Source organism: Paenibacillus sp. strain BS8-2 (assembly GCF_054483835.1).
On the sequence record NZ_CM137010.1, the window covers coordinates 5,488,435 to 5,511,097 of the forward strand.

12 protein-coding genes are annotated in these 22,663 nt (G+C 50.2%); all 12 read right to left on the reverse strand.

Translation table 11 applies throughout. The features are described from left to right. Nucleotides 1–6: 6 nt before the first annotated feature. The 12 genes from ACX1C1_RS23920 to ACX1C1_RS23975 all read right to left on the reverse strand — a co-directional run bounded on the left by ACX1C1_RS23920 (nucleotide 7) and on the right by ACX1C1_RS23975 (nucleotide 22,659). Nucleotides 7–1,158, reverse strand: a complete 1,152-nt coding sequence (locus tag ACX1C1_RS23920) for a Gfo/Idh/MocA family protein (RefSeq protein ID WP_458954618.1) — start codon at nucleotides 1,156–1,158, stop codon at nucleotides 7–9. Nucleotides 1,159–1,224: 66 nt separating this feature from the next. Beyond that, on the reverse strand, nucleotides 1,225–3,927 hold the full coding sequence (locus tag ACX1C1_RS23925; protein ID WP_458954619.1) for a glycoside hydrolase family 38 N-terminal domain-containing protein: 2,703 nt from the start codon (nucleotides 3,925–3,927) through the stop codon (nucleotides 1,225–1,227). Nucleotides 3,928–4,298: 371 nt separating this feature from the next. Continuing rightward, complete coding sequence (locus ACX1C1_RS23930; RefSeq protein WP_458954620.1) at nucleotides 4,299–5,423, reverse strand: type I phosphomannose isomerase catalytic subunit; 1,125 nt, start codon at nucleotides 5,421–5,423, stop codon at nucleotides 4,299–4,301. Continuing rightward, nucleotides 5,420–6,652, reverse strand: coding sequence for an MFS transporter (locus ACX1C1_RS23935; protein ID WP_458954621.1), 1,233 nt, complete (start codon nucleotides 6,650–6,652; stop codon nucleotides 5,420–5,422). The genes ACX1C1_RS23930 and ACX1C1_RS23935 overlap by 4 nt, the downstream gene beginning before the upstream one ends. 191 nt (nucleotides 6,653–6,843) lie before the next feature. Beyond that, nucleotides 6,844–11,976: an S-layer homology domain-containing protein gene (locus ACX1C1_RS23940; RefSeq protein ID WP_458954622.1), complete on the reverse strand. Its 5,133-nt coding sequence runs from the start codon at nucleotides 11,974–11,976 to the stop codon at nucleotides 6,844–6,846. 147 nt (nucleotides 11,977–12,123) lie between these two features. Beyond that, a complete protein-coding gene (locus tag ACX1C1_RS23945; protein WP_458954623.1) occupies nucleotides 12,124–13,383 on the reverse strand; it encodes a Gfo/Idh/MocA family protein in 1,260 nt (419 codons plus the stop codon). A 29-nt stretch (nucleotides 13,384–13,412) separates the two neighbouring features. Next, nucleotides 13,413–15,068, reverse strand: coding sequence for a DUF4091 domain-containing protein (locus tag ACX1C1_RS23950; RefSeq protein WP_458954624.1), 1,656 nt, complete (start codon nucleotides 15,066–15,068; stop codon nucleotides 13,413–13,415). A gap of 33 nt (nucleotides 15,069–15,101) precedes the next feature. Next, nucleotides 15,102–17,348 carry an FAD-dependent oxidoreductase gene (locus ACX1C1_RS23955; protein ID WP_458954625.1) on the reverse strand — a complete coding sequence of 749 codons (2,247 nt, stop codon included), beginning with the start codon at nucleotides 17,346–17,348 and terminating at the stop codon, nucleotides 15,102–15,104. Between the two features lie 18 nt (nucleotides 17,349–17,366). After that, on the reverse strand, nucleotides 17,367–18,911 hold the full coding sequence (locus ACX1C1_RS23960) for an extracellular solute-binding protein (RefSeq protein ID WP_458954626.1): 1,545 nt from the start codon (nucleotides 18,909–18,911) through the stop codon (nucleotides 17,367–17,369). 61 nt (nucleotides 18,912–18,972) lie between these two features. Further along, a complete protein-coding gene (locus ACX1C1_RS23965) occupies nucleotides 18,973–19,833 on the reverse strand; it encodes a carbohydrate ABC transporter permease (protein WP_458954627.1) in 861 nt (286 codons plus the stop codon). Beyond that, entirely contained in the window at nucleotides 19,827–20,729 is a 903-nt protein-coding gene (locus tag ACX1C1_RS23970) for an ABC transporter permease (RefSeq protein ID WP_458954628.1), read from the reverse strand. The genes ACX1C1_RS23965 and ACX1C1_RS23970 overlap by 7 nt, the downstream gene beginning before the upstream one ends. Nucleotides 20,730–20,886: 157 nt before the next feature. Then, complete coding sequence (locus ACX1C1_RS23975) at nucleotides 20,887–22,659, reverse strand: cache domain-containing sensor histidine kinase (protein WP_458954629.1); 1,773 nt, start codon at nucleotides 22,657–22,659, stop codon at nucleotides 20,887–20,889. Between the last annotated feature and the right edge of the window lie 4 nt (nucleotides 22,660–22,663).

The window sequence follows — 22,663 nt, forward strand, 5'->3', positions numbered from 1 at the left end:
TCCCCCTTAGACCGTTAAAGGCTGGTAACTAGTAGCATCTTTATTCGTGTTGGAATGTTTAATTTTATCTTGCAGATGCTGCTCGAACAAATCTTCATCTATCGGAAGATCCACCCAGCTATCGGTCCAGGAGGACAACAAGATCGCATTCGAAATCATCAGACCTTTAATGCCCTCTGCTCCTGGAGCGATAAGTGGCGTTCCCTTAAGAATCGCATCAACAAAGTTTTGCGTGATTCCCTTATGTCCCGTATTTTGACCCTTGATTGGCACATCGCACTTCCAACATTCTGGTCTTCCGAAACCGCCTTTAAACGACGCATTAAACTCTCTCTCCGATACGCGCAAACGCCAAAATGTCAGCTTATCGTCTTCAATGACAATTTTACCGCGATCACCTGACAGTTCAAACCGGTTCGTTCCTGGCGCTTCGCCAGTCGTTGTAACGAAGAGACCTGTCGCCCCATTCTCATATTCTACGAATGCTGTTACATCGTCTTCTACTTCGATATTGCGGTGCTTGCCGAAATAACAGAATCCGCGAACACGCTTTGGCATCATATCAATCGTCCACTGCCATAGATCAAGCTGATGTGGATCTTGATTAATGAGCACGCCGCCGCCCTCGCCAGCCCAGGTTGCCCGCCAGCCGCCTGAGTTATAGTAGTGCTGCGTACGATACCAATTCGTAATGATCCAGTTTGTTCTACGGATTTCTCCGAGCTCGCCAGAGGAAACGAGATCCTTTAGCTTCGAATATAATGGATTTGCACGCTGGTTATACATCATGCTGAATACTTTGCCCGAAGCTGCTGCAACTTCATTCATTTGACGTACTTGCTTCGTATAAACGCCAGCCGGCTTCTCGCAGAGCACATGAAGACCTGTCTCGAATGCTCGAATAGCAATTGCAGGGTGATCATAATGCGGCGTTGCGATCAACACAGCATCCATTGCGCCGGAAGCAAAAAAATCGTCCAACTGCTCGAATAACTGGATATCTGCGCCCAGGTTTTCCTTTGCCCACATCAATCGATCTTCGCGCGGCTCACAAATGGCAGTAAGAACCGCACCTTGAACTTCATTATTGACCAAATATTTGGCATGTCCAGTTCCCATGATCCCCAAACCAATGATACCTATTCTTACTTGCTCCATCTCGCTTCACCTTTTCCTTTTATAATTTTCACAGCTAGTGTATTTGTTTCGCACTAAACACGTTCTTCAATTCTTGTCCTCTACCTTTTCCAGCAGCAAGGTACGGATCTGGAAGGCTCCACAATAAATCTCTAAGGATCCATCGATTGTGGTCTTCGACAAAGCGTTACCGCCCGTAATGGTATCGCCAATGCCATTGCTCTCACGGATATACATCGGTTCTCTTCTATTGAGAAGCAAGCTTCCGCTCGCGCCGCTGCCCGCAGCTTCGTAGAAGCGGAGCATCCATCCATTGTCGCGACAATAGAAACCAGAAAGGTGCAATGCATCTCCTTCGATTCGCGGACCTTGGACCTGCCTCGATACATGTCCTTCGCCGTCAATCCAGCTTACCAAAGGAAGGTTGAGCCGTTCTCCTGCTCGCCAAGGCTGCAGCTCCTCCACAGCTTGACCGGTATCCGATTCATGAGGCATGATCTCATAGTGATATTCGTACCTCTCTCCCTCCTCGAAGCCGGTGTCCGATACGCATTTGTAATCCAGATTCACTGAACGAGTCAATGCGAGAAACATCGTACCCTCGTAGCAACCATTGCCCGGGATGTCGCGGTTGACGAGAAGCAAGGAGTGCTCCTCTTCTTGCAGCATGCTCCATCGCTGGGCAGCGAATTCCTTCTTCGGCCGTTCGATGTAGCCAAACGGAATCTCCTGAACGTAGCGTCCTTCTGCAAGCGTTGTCGGGAAGAGTGCCATCACACGGTATTTGGTGCCATGCCCCGTCAGGCTGGTTGAGAATGCAATCCTGGCTTCCCGCTTGTGAAGAGTGATCCGTTTCTCATAGGCTACGCCCAATCTCCACCAATTGACCTCACCTTTAGCTAACAGCGTAATCGTTGACTCGGTCTCACTCTCCACCGTCAATTCACCTGGCTCGCTGAACGAGTTTCCAGCCGTATAGAATTCCCAAGCTTTTCCGACCGTATCAGGAGCTCCTCGACCTGCTGGATATGCATAATAGTTGTACAAGTCTCCCGTATCGCGCATGAGCAACAGATCATTCCATCCTCGTCCCTCCGCTACCCATTCGGGTGCTTTGCCAGATTTGCTCACATAACTGGCAAGGCAACCGCTTGATGAAATCGTGCAACGAACATGCGCATTCTCGAAGATCAGTCCGTCGCCGTTCGGTTGCAGCGACCAGACCGGAATGTCCGCGGTGTGATCAGGTTCCAGGATATGAGCCTGCTCGGATTCCTTGCGCCAGCGAAGCTGGTAAGACACGGTGGATAATGCAGGAATTTGGTCACGAATGATGACTCTTGCCCCAGTCAAGGTACCATCTTCCGCCCTTACCTCGTGGAATTCGGAAGGAATGGCCATACCATCCGCACGCGTCACCTCTACACCGCAGATTCCCGATTCCGTCAGCCTAAGCTCGACGACATGCGCTTCGGAGCGATCATACGCGGATGGGTTGAAGATTGTAACTCCTGTGGCGCTTTCGCCGCCCTTCGAATCAACGGCAACCTGCGTCAACTCCTCCCTCAGATCCCGGTTCACGCTTTGCAGCAGCTCCTCAGCTTCTCTGTAACGCCGCAGCATATCCAGATAACCCTCGTCCAGAATCGAACCCCAGATGATATCGTGGAATTGACCGAACGTAACGAGCTTCCACGCACGATCCATACGATCGCGGAGAACGGCCCATCTGCCGGCTTCAACACGATCGCCGCTTTCATCCCATGCGATGACGGCCATTAGCCGCTCTGTCTGCTGCAGGAGGTTCGTAAGGCGACCATTATATTGTTTAAGCCGCATCCGCGACGAATTGGCTCCCGACATTTTGGGAGGATTAAGATCCCGATCAATGGTTTGCAGGTCCAATTGTTCCGCTTTAGCCGACTCGATAAACTCGGACAATGAGGAGAACTTAGCCTGTACGCAGCCATTCTCGGCTTCTGACTGATTGAAGGCATCTACGGCATCAATGGACGATTGAACCGGCTTGGCCATATCTCCGCCATTAGGAAGCAATATGTTGCGGCTTATATGAACAGGCTTCAAATAATCGTAGCGGCTTCGAATTTTCGTGCCAAGCGCGTCGTTGCCCCAGCTCTGAATTTCTCTGTCCCACAGACTTGTTTTGCCGAATACGAGAATATCGTAGTTGCCGTGAATACGCTCGCAGAACATACGTGTGCCGTCGCTCCCCTTCCAATAGAAAGGCGTTTGCACATCCGACTCCATCACACGGCCGAGAATATAGGAGGTATACCCGGTATGCGCCGCAATCTGCGGCATTTGTGGATGATGGCCGAAGCAATCCGGCACCCAGAACACCTTAGGCTCTAGTCCCAGCTTTTCCTTGACCCACCGTTTTCCAATCTCCATGTTGCGCACCAGCGATTCGCCGCTTGGCATATTGAGATCCGGCATGCAATACATCCCGCTTCCGACCTCGAGCCTGCCCTCGGAGGCAAATCGTTGCAGCTCTACCCGTTTCTCAGGGAATCGTACCCAGAATTCCTCTAATAAAATCGCCTGCTCCACCATGAAGGTATACGTTTTATTGTTGTTCATCAGGCGAAGCGCCTCAAGAATATGATCCAGTGCGACCTCTAGATAGGATTCATAGGACTCCAAATAAACGGTATCATAATGAAAAAAAGGAACGACATGGAGACGGTCCCCAGCTGTTTGTTCCCGATACGTGCTGTCCTTTACATTTTCAATTTCCTGGCTGCCATTCAAATCTGCTTGTTCAGTCAATTCCTTTCTCCACCTCTCTTGCCGTTTATTATAAATATCTGGTGTTACGGCAACATGCCCTTTCACTTTAGTCGAATATTTCACAGCACTCAATAAGCAACATTCAGAGGGTGCACTGGATTCCGTATGTACTGGCAAACGCCTTTTTAAATCGGAAACAGAATTCAGTTGGTTGATGGAAAATCGCATATTCGGAGGTATAACGAAAAAAGAAGATGATGCCCGTAAAATGCGAGGCATCATCTTCTTTTGTTTCGGCCTATTTATGAACATATCGTATTTTAATCTTGATAGGGTTGAGATATACTCCCCCCAACTGCCAGCCTCAGCCTCTACCGAAATCGCCATATCCCGGATTGACATATCACTTTCTAATGACGCGGCTTCGGCGGATAACATACAATGACCTTCAGCTCGGAATGCTCGCCAGCCCTGACCCAAGTCGCAGTGTCCACTCCAGCCGGGAGAAACAATTGATCGCCTTGCATGACGTTCATTCGCGCATCTTCCCAGATCAGCTCTCCGGCTCCTTGCACGACAATTGCGATCGAGAAGGCGTTCTCTTGACGAATCACATACGTCCCGGAAATCTCAAGCAAGCTCATTGCGAATCGGTCCGTGTCGTCGGCACCGATCAGACAGGTTTCCTTGCCGCCCGCCGTCTGTCGCAGCAACTGAGGCTGCTTCTTAAAGGTTGTAAGCGTATTCGGAAGATCAAGCGGCTCATAACGGAAGCAGTCCAGCATCGCCTCGAAACCAAGTCCTTGATGACAGGCAATATCTGGAACCGCTAGTCCATTCGGTGTCGTTCGTTCCGTTCTCAGCGTCAAATCCGTCGGCTCCTGGATTTCAATCAGGAAGCAGCCAGCGCCTATTGCGTGCGGCACGCCCCCCTCAACCAGATACACATCGCCTCTCTGAACAGGGATACGATGAAGCGCATCCAGCATCTCAGGGATAGCTTGTTTCTCGAACAGCTCCTGCCAACGTTGTTTGGTCATTCCGGGTTTGAAGCCAAGATAGATACACGGCGCTTCACCGTTGATTTCCCGCCCACCCAGCACATACCATGCTTCTGTTTTGCCGAATTCGGAATCAAACATACTTTTCGCTGCTTCGCGGCTGGGATGCACTTGAATGGTCAGTCGTTCTCCTGCATCAAGCACCTTTACTAGTACACCCATCTGCTCCTTGTAGGAAGCGACGTGCTTTATACCAAGAAATGCTGCAGGATCTCCCTCTATGAGCTCTTTTAACGTAATTGCCGCTCCACCGGTCTCCTCTTCATTAACGACGCTCCAGCCTTCAAGAATATGCTCCCGTCCGGCGTTTTTGGCTTTGACTGCTGAAGCTACCCACTCCTCCGGGAATGATGAATCCTGTGCCTTAGACTTCCCTTGCCAATCCTCGATCAGCTTGCCCCCGGTATATGTTCTCCACACTCTGTTGCTCTTCAGCTTTAACGGCCTTTGATTTAGTCGCTTCATCATTGTCATCCCTGCTCCTCCTTGTTGTACGCTTTCGAATGTAATGTTTTGAGCCAAATAAATGCAGCTACTGAGAAGCCGACGAACGCACTGATAATCCATGGCAGCTTAACATCCGCATCCAGCTGAGTGGACGCTTCCTGCAGCAATCCGGTCAACGTATTGCCCGCGAAGCCGCCTGCCGCGAGGAAAAAACCCGAGAAACCAAAGTAAAGGGCAAAGGAATGTTTGTCCGCATACGCCGAGGTCATCTCGTTCATCTTTGGCACAAAAAAGATTTGGCCAAGCGTAAAGATCAGAATGCCGGCCATTAGCATCCAGAGACCGGAAGCAAATCCGATCACCAGGTATCCGAGACCAAGCAAAGCGCCGCCAATACTTAGCATCCGCCAGCCGCTCAGCACTTTGCTGCAGCCGACGTTGACGGGCAATTGGAGAAGCACCATAAACACGGCGGCTCCCGTATATAGATAAGCCAGCTTCGAAACGTCGATCATGATCTGTTCGGCACGGATCGGCACGATAAAGTACAGCTGTACCGACAATGACCATAGGATCATGGCAACCAAATTAAAACGAATAAACGGTTTATCCCGAAGGATGGACACCAGCATCGTACGAACGGATGACGCTTTACCGCTATCCCGGTCGGATTTGCCAGGAGACGGAACATAAAAATAAGTTAATACCCATGCCAGCAGAAACATCGCAGCTGATGAGAAGCATACCATTCTGAAATCGATAGAGAGCAAGAACATCCCCATGACGGGACCCAAAATAAAACCAAGATTACTGAGCATCTCCCTCATGGCGTAAATCTTGGAGCGCCCTTCCTTCTCTGTAAGCACGGCATACACAGCGTAGCTTGCCGGATGGAACATAGAACCCCCAACACCTGCCACAAAAGCGGCAAGCATAAATCCTGCAGGCGACTGTGTCAGACCAAAAAGCAGATAACCCGCGATTCGGATGCCGACTCCCCATAAAATCGCTTCCTTATATCCAATTCTCTCCGCTATAATGCCTGATAACAATCTCAGCCCCTGCTGGGACAGACTGCTGATCGCCAGCATAACGCCGACGACCGCTGGACTCCAGCCCAGATGACTAATCGTATAAATCGATAACAAAGGAATTAGCATATAGAACCCAATAGCCATAAATAACGTGTCAAGATACATGGCAATCAGCCCGAACCGATGCTCGCGCGGCCCCTCGCTAGTCTGGCCGAATATCAAAATGAGGTTTCTCCCTTCTGTCTCATTATTTCAATATGCCCTTGTGACGCCCCTTTTCTCGCAAAAAAAACGACCTCTATCTTATCATAGAGGTCGCCTTCTTTAGCAGGCAATGGACTGCTTTCCGTTCACTTGTATTTTCTTTAGGTTTTATGTGAAACGATAATGGATTTGATTTTCCTTACAACATCCTATTCATTCATAAATGCAACAAATTGCAGGAATCGCTTCAGCATTACGACTGCTTGCGCTCTGGTTGCAGCGGCTTGCGGTTCCATGTTTCCTGCTGGGGTACCTTGAATGATGTTGGATTGATGCGCTATAGCGACGGCTTGCTTCGCCCAGCTGCTAATCTCGTGATAATCAACGAATGTGCTCGGGAGCCTTTCCATCGTTTCGGTAGCGTCAATCGATTTCCCAGCTCGTTCCATCGCATGGACGAGCATGACCGCGATCTGCTCTCTTGTAATCCATTCTGCTGCTCTGAAGCTTCCATCCTCATAGCCCGTAATCAGACCAGCGCTCGCAGCAGCCTCAGCGTATCCGGAATACCACGCGGATGCAGGCACATCATGGAACGTAGCTGAGGGTTGCTGCTCTTCCAGTCCCATTGCTCTTGCAAGCATAACGGCAAATTCAGCTCGACTCAGCACGCCTTCCGGATCGAAATGTCCTTCTCCTGTCCCTTCGATCAGCCATTTGTTTGCCAACAGCTCGATGTCGCCTTGAGCCCAATGACCTTCAACATCAACAAATGACCGGTTCGCTTCTGCAACAGCATACAAGCTATTGCCTGTTCTCTTGATGACAGCTGTGATGCCTTGCTCGGTTGTTTCGAATGTCGCAGGGGCATAGATAATCTTCCCTGTACCTGGATCATACATAATGCCTGACACTTTAGAGGGCTCAACCTCATCAGGCAACAGGATCGTTCGTGTCACATAGGACTGGAAGTCATTCAAGTCCGTTAATTGACCTCGCGATTCCGCCGTCACACGGAATTCAATCCCCTCCGACAACAAACTTGCCTGCCTCTCCTCCAGCTTATCCTTCAATTCGTTGGTCAACCTCTCACTCGACTTCTCGATGGTCACCGCAATCATCACTTCATCGGGAGCTGCGCCGAGCTGCTTGGCCAGCGCTTCCCAATCCAACAGATGAACAGGCAGCTTGTAAGATGCGAAGGGTGATCTCACCACCAGCTCTAATATGGGCGCCTTGTCAGCAGCTTCCATTAATAAATCAGCAGGAAGGTTCACCTGATAGACCCCATCCATTTCATAGGCATCCACAGCAATTGCAGCGGGCGGCGAGCTCTCAATGGCTTCCAATACGAGGCTTCTCAGGTTATCTCTCTCCGGCGTCGTATTCTGATGATTAGCCCCTGCTCCGGTTTCGACCTCAGTAGGCTCCTGTCCCTCAATTGCTGGCGACGGCCCATACAGCGCCACCTCCGTAAGGCTATTGTAGTTGTTTGACGAGTTGCCATACCCGACCAGCCGCACATATCTCGCTTCTGTCGTCGGAACTAGCTGCGTCTCCGGCAACGCGGTCGTTCCGGAGCTGACCACGGTAAGCAGCTTCGTCCAACTCATCCCATCGAGTGAAATTTCCCAGTCAAAATAAGACTGCCTTGCCGCTCCGTTATAGAATGCGGCTGATAGAGCCGCTATCTGTTCTACGCCTCCAAGATCATATTGAATCCATTGCTTGCCCGGAGCCGACCAGCGAGTATCCAGATTGCCGTCGATCGTCTTCTCCGGTGTATTGCCCTGAGCAGCCTCAGGAACTGCGCTGGCCGTAACTTCCGCAACCTCGTAACGCGGCAGACCTTCGGGCTCGCCGATCAGCGGCAATCGCTTAAATGTAACCGTGTACGTATTCTGAAGCATCGGCTGAGAAACATCCGTTACCCGGATGACCGCCTTGCCCGGAACAGCCGTTGCCTGTTCAATCGACAGCTCATGGTTTGAAGCTGCCGCTACAACTGGCATCGTTTCTGTGTCGAACGGAACCAACATCTCATAATAAGTTCCCTTCGGATTGAAGCCTTGAAGAGGTATGCCATCTACCGTAATAGCTTGGGCTGTCGGACGCTCCGGGAGCGGCTGCAGCTCTCCCTCCGGTATCGACCAATTGTCCAGCGGTGTGTAAGCAGGCGCCGCAGTCGGGATCGGATCGGTATCGTATAGCGGTACAAGCCACACAGAAAGATTCGTCTCCACAACTCCATTAAGATGAACGGCCAGTTTCCTTATACCGAAGTTTGTTGATTGACCCGCTGGATCAGGAGAAGTCGGCAGCGGCTCAGCATTCATGACAGAGAATACGGCATCTGCCGGTCCTTCCAGCATCTTCACATACAATCTTTTGTCGCCTTGCTGCAGGATTGCAGCTTTTCCATTCTCCACAATCGTAATATCGGCTGCTGTATGCATAAACCAATACAGCTCCGAAGATGTCTTCAGCTTCATCTCATCCTGCACAATAAGCTGCGTTCGATCCGCCGTCAGCATCATGCCTCTAGTCATGCTTACCGCATCCTGCTTATAGACATCCGTCATATCCAGAATAGTATAAGCACCCCGCGGCTTTGATTCCTCGCGGACTCGCAGCGCTTTACCGGCAGGATCTTGTTGAATGACAGGGTTATCGGCTGGATTAATAACAATGGTGTTATGCCCCTCTGTCTTCTTGCGATAATACGTCCAGCGTTGATTCGCATAATCCCAGAAGCCGGGCAGCTCATAACTTTCGTTGCCCAGATCCGTTGCCCAGCGCCAGCCTAACGCGTCGAAAACAAAGGTTCCAGCATCGGCATCAAAGTGGCTTCTCAGCGTCTCGCTTGTTCCCTTCATCGAAGCATACAACGCATTGGGATCATCCCAGCCGCTGCGCATGGACGCCGATTCGATACCGCTGTAGAAGCGATCGAGCTCCGTAGGCGCCACGTCAAGCAGACCCGGCTTGTACAAGACCAGATAGAGGGGCGAATATACCCCCTTGCGGTCATACAAATCCCCCAGATGCCAAGAGAGTTCCGGCTTGTTATAGAAATCCGCAAACCACATGGATTCGGGCTGTCCGGATGAAATGCTCCCGTCGTTAAAGTTAAAGAAACCTCCCTCGCCCAGCATATGGAGCGGGAAATCGCCGGATTGCATAAAGCCATCTAGCGAGGACAGTCCATAGTCCGTACCCAGCACATGATTTAATGCCGCTGTCACATAGGTCAAATATTGACCGCCATAATGCCAGTAAGCCGGGCCTTCCGGCCACGCACCGTCATCCGTATAGAAGCGCAGCGCCTGCTGGAGCTTGTTATACATACCGACAAGCACGGCTCCTGCTGCTGTTTCGTTAGCGATCCCTTCGTCGGCAATGGCCAAAGCGGCAAGGCCAAAAGCTCCATTATCCACCAGATTAATATTATTGGATTCTCCATTATGCGTGAACACGCCATTGTACCAATCCAGCGCCACAAGAAGTGATTTCTCCCGGATCGCATCGGTAATCAACAAGCGCTGTGCGGGAGTCATCGCATCATACACCCAGTCATAAGCCAATGAAACCGTGAAGGTAAGCTCCGACAGCGCCAGCATATTGTTATATCGCCCGCCCCAATCGGCATAATCGGCCATAGCTTCCAGCTCCTGAATCGTCCTGTCTGCATACTGACTATCTTCGGTTAATTGATACATCAGAGCGGTATAAAGTAGACGATTCCGAATGATTGCATTGTTGGATCCGTTAGAAGCATACGGCAGCGGAGTTGTATCTATTACAGCATCTGCGAGCGGCTGCAGTAAATCGTACCATTCCGTCACATAATGATCATGACCGATCAACGATCGAATCAACTGGAATTGCGCGTCATCAGCGAGCAAGCGCGGATGCTGCTCATAAGTGGATTGTGTGCCGAATTGCGTAAGGATATCGGCGGCCGAAGGGCTTATGTATACCTTCATGGAAGCAGCCGATGTTCCTCCCTCCGAATCCAGCACGCCAATCTGAAATTCGTCGTAACCGACAAAGCCGGTATCAGGTGTATAGGTATATGCGCCGCTTGACTGCACTTGAAGTGTGCCATGTAAGGGTTCGCTCATCTTGGACCACTGAATGGTGTGCCCCTCCTTGTCGCTCACCTTCTTAAGCTGTCCGCTAAGGGGCGTGTCCTTCACTGTCGAGGCCCATTGCAGATCAAGCACAGGCGCATCGTTTACCGGCAACACATCAATGACTGCCGCTCCGAAGGCAGGACCGCCCTGCGAGGTTCTGGCCATATAGATGAAGATATCCTCTCCCGAGTAATCGGAATCTGGGTAATAAAGAAATCCTCCATCCTCGTCCAGCATCACTTTGCCGTGATCAGGTTCAGAGACCTTCTCGAACGTCACATGCTCTCCCGTGCTGTCTGTTGCCGCCAACTGCCCTGTCAGCGCAGTATCCTCCTGTGTCGTTCCCTCGTATGGAATCAGAGTAAGCGTAGCCGGAGCACCCGCGCTAACATAAGCCGTATCTGTGAACCCTCCCTCCAACGTTTCCGCCTGAATAACCGCATAACCGTTCGAGTGGGTGGTTACCAGCCCTGTATGATCCACCGTAGCGACTGCAGCGTTGGAAGTGCTCCAGGCTGTTGCTTGATTTGTCGCATTGGCTGGCTGAAGCTGAGCATTCAACTGCACGGAATCGTTGACGCTGAGCGAAACGGATTTCGGCGCCAGTTCAACACCTTGAACGGCAACCCATTCCGTTACCGAAATATCATCGAACCATACTTTACCTACACCGTTCTCGAGCAGCGCCTCCACCTTGAGCCAAGCCGGACTTGTCGCGTTGGTTGGAATCTTTACGGTCTTCTCGAAGTAGAACCAATCCTGGTCTCCGCTGCCTTCCGCAATATTAATGAGGAGATGACCACCAGACGTCCTGCCAACCTGCAGGCGAATCAGTCCCTTCCCAAGCGAGAGCTCCGTCTTCATCCAACCGCTGATCTTGTAGGTGCTGTTCACTGTAACTGCACTGGTCTGCTGAAAGATGGAAGATCTAGACGTTGTCAGCGCTTCCATTCTGAGCGAATGATCCCCTTCATGCGATACGCTCGGGTCAACCGCAAAGATCGGAGAACCGCTGAATGTATATCTGCCCCAGGATGTCGCTGATACATTCCCTTCCCAGCCCGATGCGCTGCCTGTTTCCTCGAAACCTCCGTTCGAGAATAGCTCGAAGCCCCCTGCGGCAGCCGTTCGACTCATGTTTCCTTGCGACGGCATATATAACGTCAACATACAAATGATTACAAACCAACTAACTACTGATTTCATGAACTCGCCTCCTAAAGAGATAGGTCCTTCAGCCAAGCCAATTGCTTTATTGCTTGTCAAACAAACAGCGCCGGCTTTCTTGCTTCCAAGTCTGCCAGCGCTGTTGTTGAGCATTATTCATTTCATAAATTGTTGAGTTATTCTGTCTTACTGATGAGAAGCGGCAAATTTCCGCATATCGATGGATTCCCCACCGTGAAGTCTAGAGTATTCGGCAGCGAACGCCATCATGTGACTCTCAACGGACTGATCCGCCGACGTCAAATTGTCCAACTGCTCCGCTCTCACATCAGCCAAGAATTGACGCATAATTCCTTCATCGCCGCCGCCATGATGATGAATTGGCGCATTCACTTTTACCTCGGTCAATTGCTGGGAGGCAAATTCGAAGTATTGGTAGCTTCCCGATACAAAGTCACCGCGAATTTCACCTTTGGTCCCCATAATCAAGACCGTGCGCGTAATATCGCGTGTGAATGCACTCATGCTGAAGGTTGCAGTGCCGCCGCTTGCAAATTCCATATTGACAACCTGATGATCGACCACATTATTGTCATGTCGGAACACACAGCGTCCGTACTGCCCTTCCTCCAGCGCCTTCAAACGATTCTCAAGCGTCGGCGGATCTGCAATATGCTTGGCAAAGGAATTAAGACTTAGATCCTGCAGATAAAATCTGGGAGCCGAGAAGGCGCAAGCATGCTCATGCGGACAACCGTCCGTGCATCTTGCTGTCGCCCCCTTCGGCGCATTGGCTTCATTAAAGTATGACAAGGAGCCGTATGAGCTCACTCTCGTGCACGCAGAGCCGACAAGCCAGCGGATCAAATCCATATCGTGACATGATTTCTGCAGAATCATTGGACTTGATTTCTCCGCATCACTCCAGTTTCCTCTGACAAAGCTGTGAGCATGGTGCAGGTATCCCACATTTTCATTCAATTGCAAGGAAACAACGTCTCCTATCTTCCCGTCATCAATTACTTTTTTCATTGATTCCCAATACTTTGCATACCGCAGCACATGGCAGATCGACAAGAGTCGATTATGACGTTTGGCAGCCTGGGCAATATGCAGCACCTCATGCGGATCAGGAGAAATCGGCTTCTCCAGAAGCACGTGATACCCCTTCTCCAGCGCTTTCATCGTAAACTCATAATGCATGCGATCCCATGTACAAATAATTACAGCATCACAAAGCTTAGGCTGCTTGATAAAGTCCTCGCCCGATTCAAACATAACATTCTTCGCAAGGTTATATTGTTCTCTGAACAATTCGCGCCTTGCGGGATTCGGCTCGGCTGCGGCGACAAGCTCAACCTCATTCGGGAATTGTTTCACGAACGGAGCATAGGCCCCAGCTCCCCGAGCACCTAATCCGATGATTGCGACAGATACCTTTCTCAACAGACAACCCTCCTGATTTCCAGCCATGCCTAATTGCGCGTAAGCTCTCCAATCCAATTGTTAAGATCGGAGCGCTTCTGAAGCAGCCATTCCTCACTGCGGGGGTACTGCTTGAAGGTAATGGGCTCCTCCAGACCTTCCTCCAGAAACTGAATGACTTTCTCTCTTCCGATGAAGCTCTCCAGCAGCTCCAACGCGCGCAAATCCTGCTTGGCCTCGTAAAGCACCTTCATACGCAAGGATACAATCGGTCCGCTATCACCCGGATACACAAGGAACGCATCGCCTGACGGGTATGATAAATCACAATCCGTCACCTCGAATGGGTTCAATTGGCGAAGGGAGAATTGCGAGTTCCAGAAATTGTATCCCCAATGGAGGAAGCCCTCCATTTGAAACTTATACAGCTGGATGCCCAGAATTCTACTGCGTGCCGAAGGGAAGCAGAAAAATCGATTCGCAGTTTCCTTATATTGCGAGCAGCAATAATACGTCCACAATCCGGATATACCCTTCTCCAGGAAGGGCTCGATATGATTGGATGCCGGAATCGGCTTCGGTACGAGTCCTTCTTCGTAATAGGTAATACTCGATAAAGCGTCAATTCTAGGGAAGCCGCTTAAGTGCTTCTCTACGATGGATACCGCGCTTTTGAAAGCTTCCATGTGGTCGGCATACGGCTCGTCCGATATATGGAAGTAACAAACCTTCGCCATTTGACGCTCTTTAATGAACGCGACCAGCGCTGGGAGGAATTGATCCAGGAAGGAGCGATATTCACTACCGGCCGCATCCGTCTCCCATCCGAACAGACGTTGCAGCTCTCCGTTTACGATCCCCATAATCTTCGGCGCATGTCCCGCTCCCCATTGGGTAAACAGGTGGGAAAATTCGAAATATTCGATACCTTTGCTCCGGCAAAGCTCCATCCAACGCTCCAGCTTCTCGAAGCCGAATGAATAGCTGTCCCCTGTTTTAATTACGTCTACCAGTTGAGTAGTCGTTCTCTCGCCGCCAACCTTCGTATCAAGCGGCGGCGTGAACAATGGCGTTAAAATCATATTGATGCCGTATTGTGCCGCAGTCTCTACATACTTATCGATCACAGACCAATGCGCTTCGCTGAACATGTCTGTCTTGTAGTAATCCATCAGACAATCCGCATAGAACCATTCTGTATGGATCAAGCGCTGCTTCGGGAGCGCGGACGGGATCACGTTCAGCCGGAAGGTTGCTTCTCCAAGCTGTTCTCCCTCTTTACTCTCGAACCAAATACGTATCGGATGAACGCCAGCCGGCATACCTTGCTTTACCTGAACGGTAATCCAGATTGCCCGCCATTGACCGCCTACTGCGGTTACACCCTCCAGGGCAGCATCCGGATACAGCGGATCCGGATATAAGCCCGGAGTCGTTCGAAGGACATGCTCGTCATGGTCATGATTGATAGGATATTCGGAAGGAACAAGCCCTACCCGATACAGCTCTATCTGCCCTTCGAGCTCAGAGGCGACCTGAACGCGAATATTTTTGATCCGCTCCTTGGAGCGGTACGCGACTTGGAACGAATAATTCTCTCCCAGCAGCGCCGAGCCTTCCAGGTATTCTTGGTTAGTTAAATCAGAATCGGCGAATACCTTCGCAAGCGAGCTCAGAGTTCTTGTCTCCAATGCGTGTGATGTCATGCCTTCTCTCTCCTTCTTGCAGGCTCGGCGGCCTTATTCGTATACTCGCATCTCGATCAGTTGCGCAGTTGCACTGCCATTCGTTCGTTCAATAACGAGGCGAATACGGTCGGTGCTCACCGCTGCAATCCGGTGCACTCTCTTACGCTTGCGATTGCCGGTTTCCCTATGGAGCAACTGCCACTGTCCTTGCAGCCAGCCCTCGATACGGTAATCCGCCGCCAGCTCGGGAATGATATCGAACGGAGTCGTAATATAATGGAGATTAATCAGGTATTCATTGACCTCATCATTAAAGGTCAAATGAATTTCGCCGCAAGCGATTTCCTTCTGCCAGCCAAGCTCTATCCATTGCTCCTGCTGCTCCGCCATCGGCTGAGAGGCCCATAAATTAGGTCCGCCATATGGACGGCTATAACCGTTCAAGATCATCGATGGGTGATAGGCCTCCGACAAACCGGATATACGGAAGCAGAATAATTGGCGAACCATCTGCTTCGGATCCCACTCTACGACAGGCTGGTCGGGCTGTACCTCAAGCGCTGGATCAACAACTGGCCGCTTCTTGCTGCGCAAGAAAGCCATGATGCCTGTTATGGATTCCTCTGCAAGCCATACATGCACGCTAGAATTTGCTTTGATGATGATAAAGGCATTCTGCGGCTGTAATGGACGCCAAGGAAGCTGAAGCTTGATCCACTGCTTCTCCCCTTGCTCGATTGGCACAGTATCCGAAACCTGGAGAGTAGATGGCACATAATTTTCCGGTCGTCCTGTATCCCATACCTCTACAGTCAGCTCCGTATTCTCCGATGCGTCTATCAGCAGCTCTAGCGTATGAAGCTCCGGATGGACGGGCAGCAGCAATCCTGCGTCCGTGTCCAGCTTATGCCTTTGGTCCGCACGTTCTACCATAGGCGTAGTCAGCCAATTGGATGCCTGAACTTCAGCCTGCTTTGCCAGATCATTGCAATCGTCATTACGCAGGCCGATAATAGATCCGTCATTGCGCAGAATCGTTTGCTGCAGCGCTTCGATATGCTCCTCAGCCAATGTCCGAGGCGTTATGCCCCGCTCCACACACATCGCAGCCGCCGTTCCTGCCGCTTCGCCCATGACCGCACAGGTCGCCATTACTCTTGTTGTGCCGAAGGCCACATGAGAAGCGCTAATATTGCGACCTGCCATCAGCATGTTGGACACATTGGCAGAGTACAGGGAGCGGAACGGAATATGGTAGGTCCCGTCCGGGAACAGATGCTTCGAGCCGCTAGCCTCGGCATACATCCCTTGCGGAGGATGCAGGTCGATAGACCAGCCGCCGAATGCGATTTTATCCGGGAAATCGGCTTGCCCTACAATATCCTGCTGCTTGAGAACATAATCGCCCATGAACCGGCGGTATTCGCGTTTGCCCGGCACCGAGCCTACCCATTCCAATGTCAGATTCTCCGCTTGGAACTCACCCGAATTTTTGATGTAATCCCAGATTCCGTATATGGCGGCCCAAAGCTCATCCCGGATCCGTTCATTGTCATGAACAGCATCCACCTCGCCGCCCCATTCAATCCACCAATAGTAGCAGCCGGAATCGCCAGTGCGAATAATACGTCTGGTCGGGATTGTTGTCTTTGTAATATCCTTGGCGAAGGAGGGAGGAATATATTTGACTGGCTTGCCTACATCTTTTGTATAGAACAAGATCGTACTGCCTAGAGTAATATCATCCGCTACCTCAGGCGCCCACTCCTCCTGATAAACAGATCTCGCCTCTCGACCGATCCGGTAATCCGCACCGGCTAGAAATCCGACGAGACCATCTCCCGTACAGTCCAGGAACATCTCGCTTTCGAAGCGAAGCTTCCGCTCCGAGCCCATCATCCAGCCCGTTACGGAACGAATCGTCCGGCAGTTCTTATCGCCATCCGCTTCTACTTCGTGGACATCCGTATTCAGGAATAACTGAATATTCGGTTCGGCAAGCACGATCTCATGCACGACGATATCCCAATAATACGGATTGCCGTCCGGATTGATATACTGGTTCTCGACAAGCAGCTCTCCCATGATGCCCGTTTCTCTGGCGAAGCGTTGCGTCCCTGTAGCCGAAGCGCCGCTCACCCAGACTCGAACCTCGCTGCTGGAATTGCCGCCTAATACGGGCCTGTTTTGTATAAGGGCCACGGTCCGGCCGGAGCGCGCCGCAGCTACCGCTGCGCACACTCCTGCTAACCCGCCGCCGATGACTGTAATATCTGTTATGATCGTCTCTGAGCGCAAAACATGCTTCCTCCGTTCTTATTGCAAGTATCCGGCTGCTTTGGCCTGTTCATTGGCCGCTTCGATATATACTTGATAGTTGAAGGTCGAATTCAAAGTGTCCAGGAAGTTCTGATATTCCGAGAGAGGACGTTTGTTGAACATGAATTTCAAAATTTCTTCGTTAATGTATTTGTCCGCATCCGCTTTGTTATAACCTTCCGGTGCATGCGCGGCGGAGTTGATAATCTCTTTACGAGCTTGATCCTTGGCAAATTCGATATATTCGATTTGGTTCGGGAATCTTGCCTTCAGGTAATCGTAATCATTGCGGCCGAAGAATTGGTACTGGTAGAAATAAGCGCCTTCTGTCGTAAGCTTCTCATCCAATACGACATTGCCGTCCTGCATGGTATGGTGGACACCCTCCAGCCCGAACTGAGTCAACTTCTGACCCTCTTCGGAAACAGTGTAATTCAATAGATCGAATACACGCTGCAACTTGCCTGGATCATCTTCTAGCTGCTTAGGCAATCCATTAAGAATATTGGCTCCTGCGATATCAATTGTATTGTCGTAATGTCCGACAGGACCGGACGGCGACTGGAACTGTACCCAGTCTGCGTTAGGATCAACAGCTGTAAATTGCGAGATGAATTCATCCTTTTTCATTGCAGGCCACGTCGCATACACAATGCCGGCTTTCGCTTGAATCGCTTTCTGCTGATTTTGCAGACCGGTTGCCGTTGCAAAGTCCGGATCGATCACATCTGCTTCGATAAATTTCTGTATAGCCTCCAGAGCGTCAGGCATCGCTGGATCCATGACAGAACCAATAACCTTGCCGTCCTTCACATAGATATCTGTTGGCTTTGCCACATCATAACCTGTGTAAAGTGCGCTAAGTGTCTCGAATTGAAGACCAGTAATGCCATACGTATCTTTTTTACCGTTTTTGTCCGGATCGTTTTCTCTGAACGCCTTCGCCACCTCGAACAGCTCATCATGAGTCGTCGGGATCTGCAGACCAAGCCCGTCCAGCCAGTCCTTGCGAATCCAGTAGCTAGTCTGCGGCAGATAATCCTTAGATGCCAGGGCATACACCTTGCCGTCTACCGTACCCTTCTTCAAGCTTTCCTCGCCAATGTAATCCACGACAGGCTTTAATTCATTATCCAGGTAAGGCGTTAGGTCAAGAAGCACATCCTGCTTGACAAATTTCTGCAGCGTTGTGCTCTCCAGCCACAGAACATCCGGTGGATTGCCAGCCGCTATACGAACGCTTAATTGATTATTGCGATCCTCCGGTGAAGGGGTAATCGTCATCTTAAGATCAATATTAAGCGCTTCGTCAAATTGCTGCTTCATGACGTTTTCATTGGCCGCCGGAAGAGCCGAGCCATGCTTCAGAAATTCGATCTGGTATTTCTTGTCATCCACCTCATTCGTTGCGGACGTGCTCTCCGGCGTGTTTGATCCGCCATTGTTGTTAGTCATGTTCGTATCGTTGCCGCATGCTGCAAGCAAGAAGCTAATGGATAGGACAGAAAGCAAGGACTTAGAAAGCGTTTTCTTCGTTTTCAATGTATTTCCCCCTCGGATGTTTTACTGTCTTAATCATTTTCATATACCCTTTAATCGCTGCTTACCCTTTTATCGCTCCAATGAGCATGCCTTTCGTCAGATGTTTCTGAACGAATGGGTAGAACACAATGACTGGTATGCTAGCAATCATGACCGCGGCCATCTGCAACGTCATCGTCGGAACGACAACCTCCGCTTGGTTAAAGTCAGCGGACTGGATCAGCATAGATCGGATCACGACCTGGAGCGGATACAAGTCAGAGTCCGTAACATACATAATGGCTCGGAAGATTTCATTCCAATGGCCTACCATGTAGAACAATCCGACCGTAATCAATGCGGGTACGGAGAGCGGAAGGACGATAGCGTACAGAATCTTCATCTCTTGTGCGCCATCCATTCTAGCCGATTCGAATAATTCTTCCGGTATGGTCTCAAAGAAGCTTTTCATAACCAACAGCTGGAAGGTACCCACTAGCGCCGGCACAATTAACGCTCCATATGTGTTAAGCAGACCCGTTTCCTTGACTACCAGATAGGTGGGAATAAGGCCCCCGCTGAAAATCATTGTGAAGAATACCGCCAGGAGCAGCGGACCTCGTCCCGGCAAACTTTTCCGACTTAGCGGATAAGCCATCAAAGCCGTTACAACCAGGTTAAGGAATGTCCCGAATATGGCTAATGACAAAGTAATCATAAGCGCTCTTGGAATAGTCGGCTTGGCGAATAGCTCTTTGTATGCCGCCCATGTAACATCTTGAGGGATAAGCACATAACCGCCGTTCTTCATCACCTCATTGATCGGCGTAATCGACACCGCAATGACGTAGAGCACCGGCACGACGCAAGCAAGAGCAATGGCGATCAGAATGGCATGATTGACTGCGTTAAACACGCGATCACCTAAACTTTTGGCTACCATATGCTCCCCCCCCATCGCTTCGCCAATTGATTCGTTCCAAGGACCAGGATCAGACCGATGATGGATTTGAACAATCCGACGGCTGTTGCCAGGCTATAACTCAATTGCTCAAGTCCTGTGCGGAATACCCAGGTGTCGATAATATCCGCGACATCATAAACCTGAATGTTGTACATCACATAAATTTGCTCGAAACCGGCGTCCATGATGTGACCGAGCTTGAGGATCAGCATCAGAGTAATAACGTTGCGGATGCCGGGCAGTGTAATGTGCCAGATCATCCGGAATCTCCCCGCCCCGTCAACCTTGGCTGCCTCGTATAAGGTAGGATCGATGGAAGACATCGCAGCCAGATAGATAATGGCGCTCCAGCCAACAGACTGCCAGATATCCGACAGGACCAATATGGAACGGAACGACTCCGTAGAGGTCAGGAACGGATAAGACTCTCCCCCTCCGTCAACCAGCCATTTGTTCACGATGCCTGAGCCCTCGGACAAGAACATCAGCAGCATACCGTAGATGATGACCCATGAGAAGAAATGCGGCATGTAGCTGATCGTCTGCACCACTCGTTGCAACCACTTTGAGGTGGCTTCATTCAGCATGATCGCAAACAATATGGGAGGAATCAGGCCGAATATGAGCTTGTAGAAGCTGATTAGCAGTGTGTTGGACAAGATTTTGTAGAAATACGGGGATTCATAGAAATCCTGAAAGTATTTGTACCATGGATTTGCCCAATCACTTTCAAAAATGCCTTTGCCAATCGAATAATCCTTAAACGCGATAATAGCGCCGCTCATAGGGATGTACTTGTAAATCAGAAACCAGACAAGCCCGGGTAGAAGCATCAAATACAGCGCTCGATGGCTCCACACCCTATTCCATAGCATCCTCCTTTTTGATTTGTTCTCTGAGACTGATGTGCGGGTTAGTAAGCTCTCCAATGAATTGTGGCCCTCCTTCCATCACTTTCGATTTCTTTGATAGTTTTATGTTATCACCGTCCCAATTTACGAAATATACATGATATCTTCAAAAAGTGTCATACTATTTCGAATCATGAATCACGATAGGCAGCTTTATTCGCACCACCGTTCCCCGGTTTTTTCTGCTATAGTACCGAAGTCCGTAATGCTCGCCAAAAAACAGCTTGATCCTCTCGTGCACATTCCATACTCCAATCGATGAAAATGCGTCGTTCGGCTGAGAGCCCTCATGCTCCTCCGGCTTTCGAAGAATGGCTAAGGTTTGATCCCGATCCATTCCGACGCCATCGTCGAAAATATACAGCAGAAGACTACTGCCCGTTTTTCTGGCTCTGATCCAGATCGTGCCTAACTCCTTCTTGGGACCGATCCCATGGAATATCGCATTCTCCACCAGCGGCTGAAGGGAGAGCTTTAACACCCTGTAATCGAGCAGACCCTCATCGATTTCGATATCAAGTTTAAGAGAGCTGCCGTATCTGATCCGTTGAATATGCCCATACATACGTAGCCCCTCCATCTCCTCGGCCAGCGTAATCTGGTCGCCGGAACCCCGATTAAAGCTGTAGCTGAGCAAGCCGATCAAACATTTGATCGTTTCCCTCACCTCGTCCGTTCGCTTCTGCCGCGCAAGACTGGAGACGCATAACAGCGTATTTTGAAGAAAATGCGGACCTATTTGGCTTTGCAGCATCTTAAGCTCGTAATCCTTTTTTGTCTTCTCAGTCTGCTTCACAATCTCAATAAGCCCATGTACGCGTGCGAGCAACGTATTGTAAGAAGCCGCCAGTTGTCCGATCTCATCCTCCCGGTTGACATAAAAGCCGCTGGCCAGATTAATATCGTTAACGCGATTCATCTTCGCGCTGAGCAGACGCAATGGAGCGGTAAAGAGCCGGCTGAATACAAACGTAATAATAAGCAGGACGACACTCCAAGCCAAGACCGTATTGCGAAAAACCTTGAACAAGTCATTCACAGTGTGGTAGAAGGTCTGGACATCGATTAGCGTGACAATCTCCCAGCCTAGTCGATTGCTGCCGTCACGAATGACGACGTAGGAATGACCGTCATAGTCGAAGAGCTCGGAGCCTTCATGATAGAACTCAAGCTTATTGACGAATTCGGAGGTGAGTTGCGGGGGATATACCTGTCGTTGCTGAGGCATGCTCATTTTACTTTCATTGAACAGGATGACATGATCGGAGGCGTCAAGCAGCAAATAACCGCTGGATCGGCTGGATAATTGGGGCGCCAGCCTTTGACCAAGCGCCTCCAGATCCAGCTCGACAACCGATATGCCAAGTAATTGACCGTTGTCGTCAAGGATGGTCTGCACGAATGCTACCGTCGTACCGATCCCCGGTGAAACGTAAGGCTCGCTCCATGAAATGCCGATTCGATATATTTTGGCTCGGAGCAGCAGCGTGCTCAGCATTTCATTGCCCCTGATTTCGTAGAGGAACGGGTTGCTCGAATACACCGTCCCGTCCGATCGAACCATATACATCGCTTTTGCGAAGCCTCCATTGGCAGCGCTGTACTGCGATAATATATTTTCAAGCTCATTCCGATTGCCTTGAAGCATATATTCCTTCTGAGAAGAAAGGAAAAACAATATATTTTGGACAGTGCTTACCTGCGAATCGATGAGTTGATTGCTCTGATTCAGAAGACGGTATGAATCAGTCCACAACTGCTCCTTCAGTGCATTCTGAGATATTCGCATATTGTTCCACGCCAGCAAGCTGAATAACAGCATGGTGACGATAAAGAGCAGAACAAACATTTTGGTGCCTATGCTCCAACGGCGGGGATGCTTCAAGCGTGGCACTAGC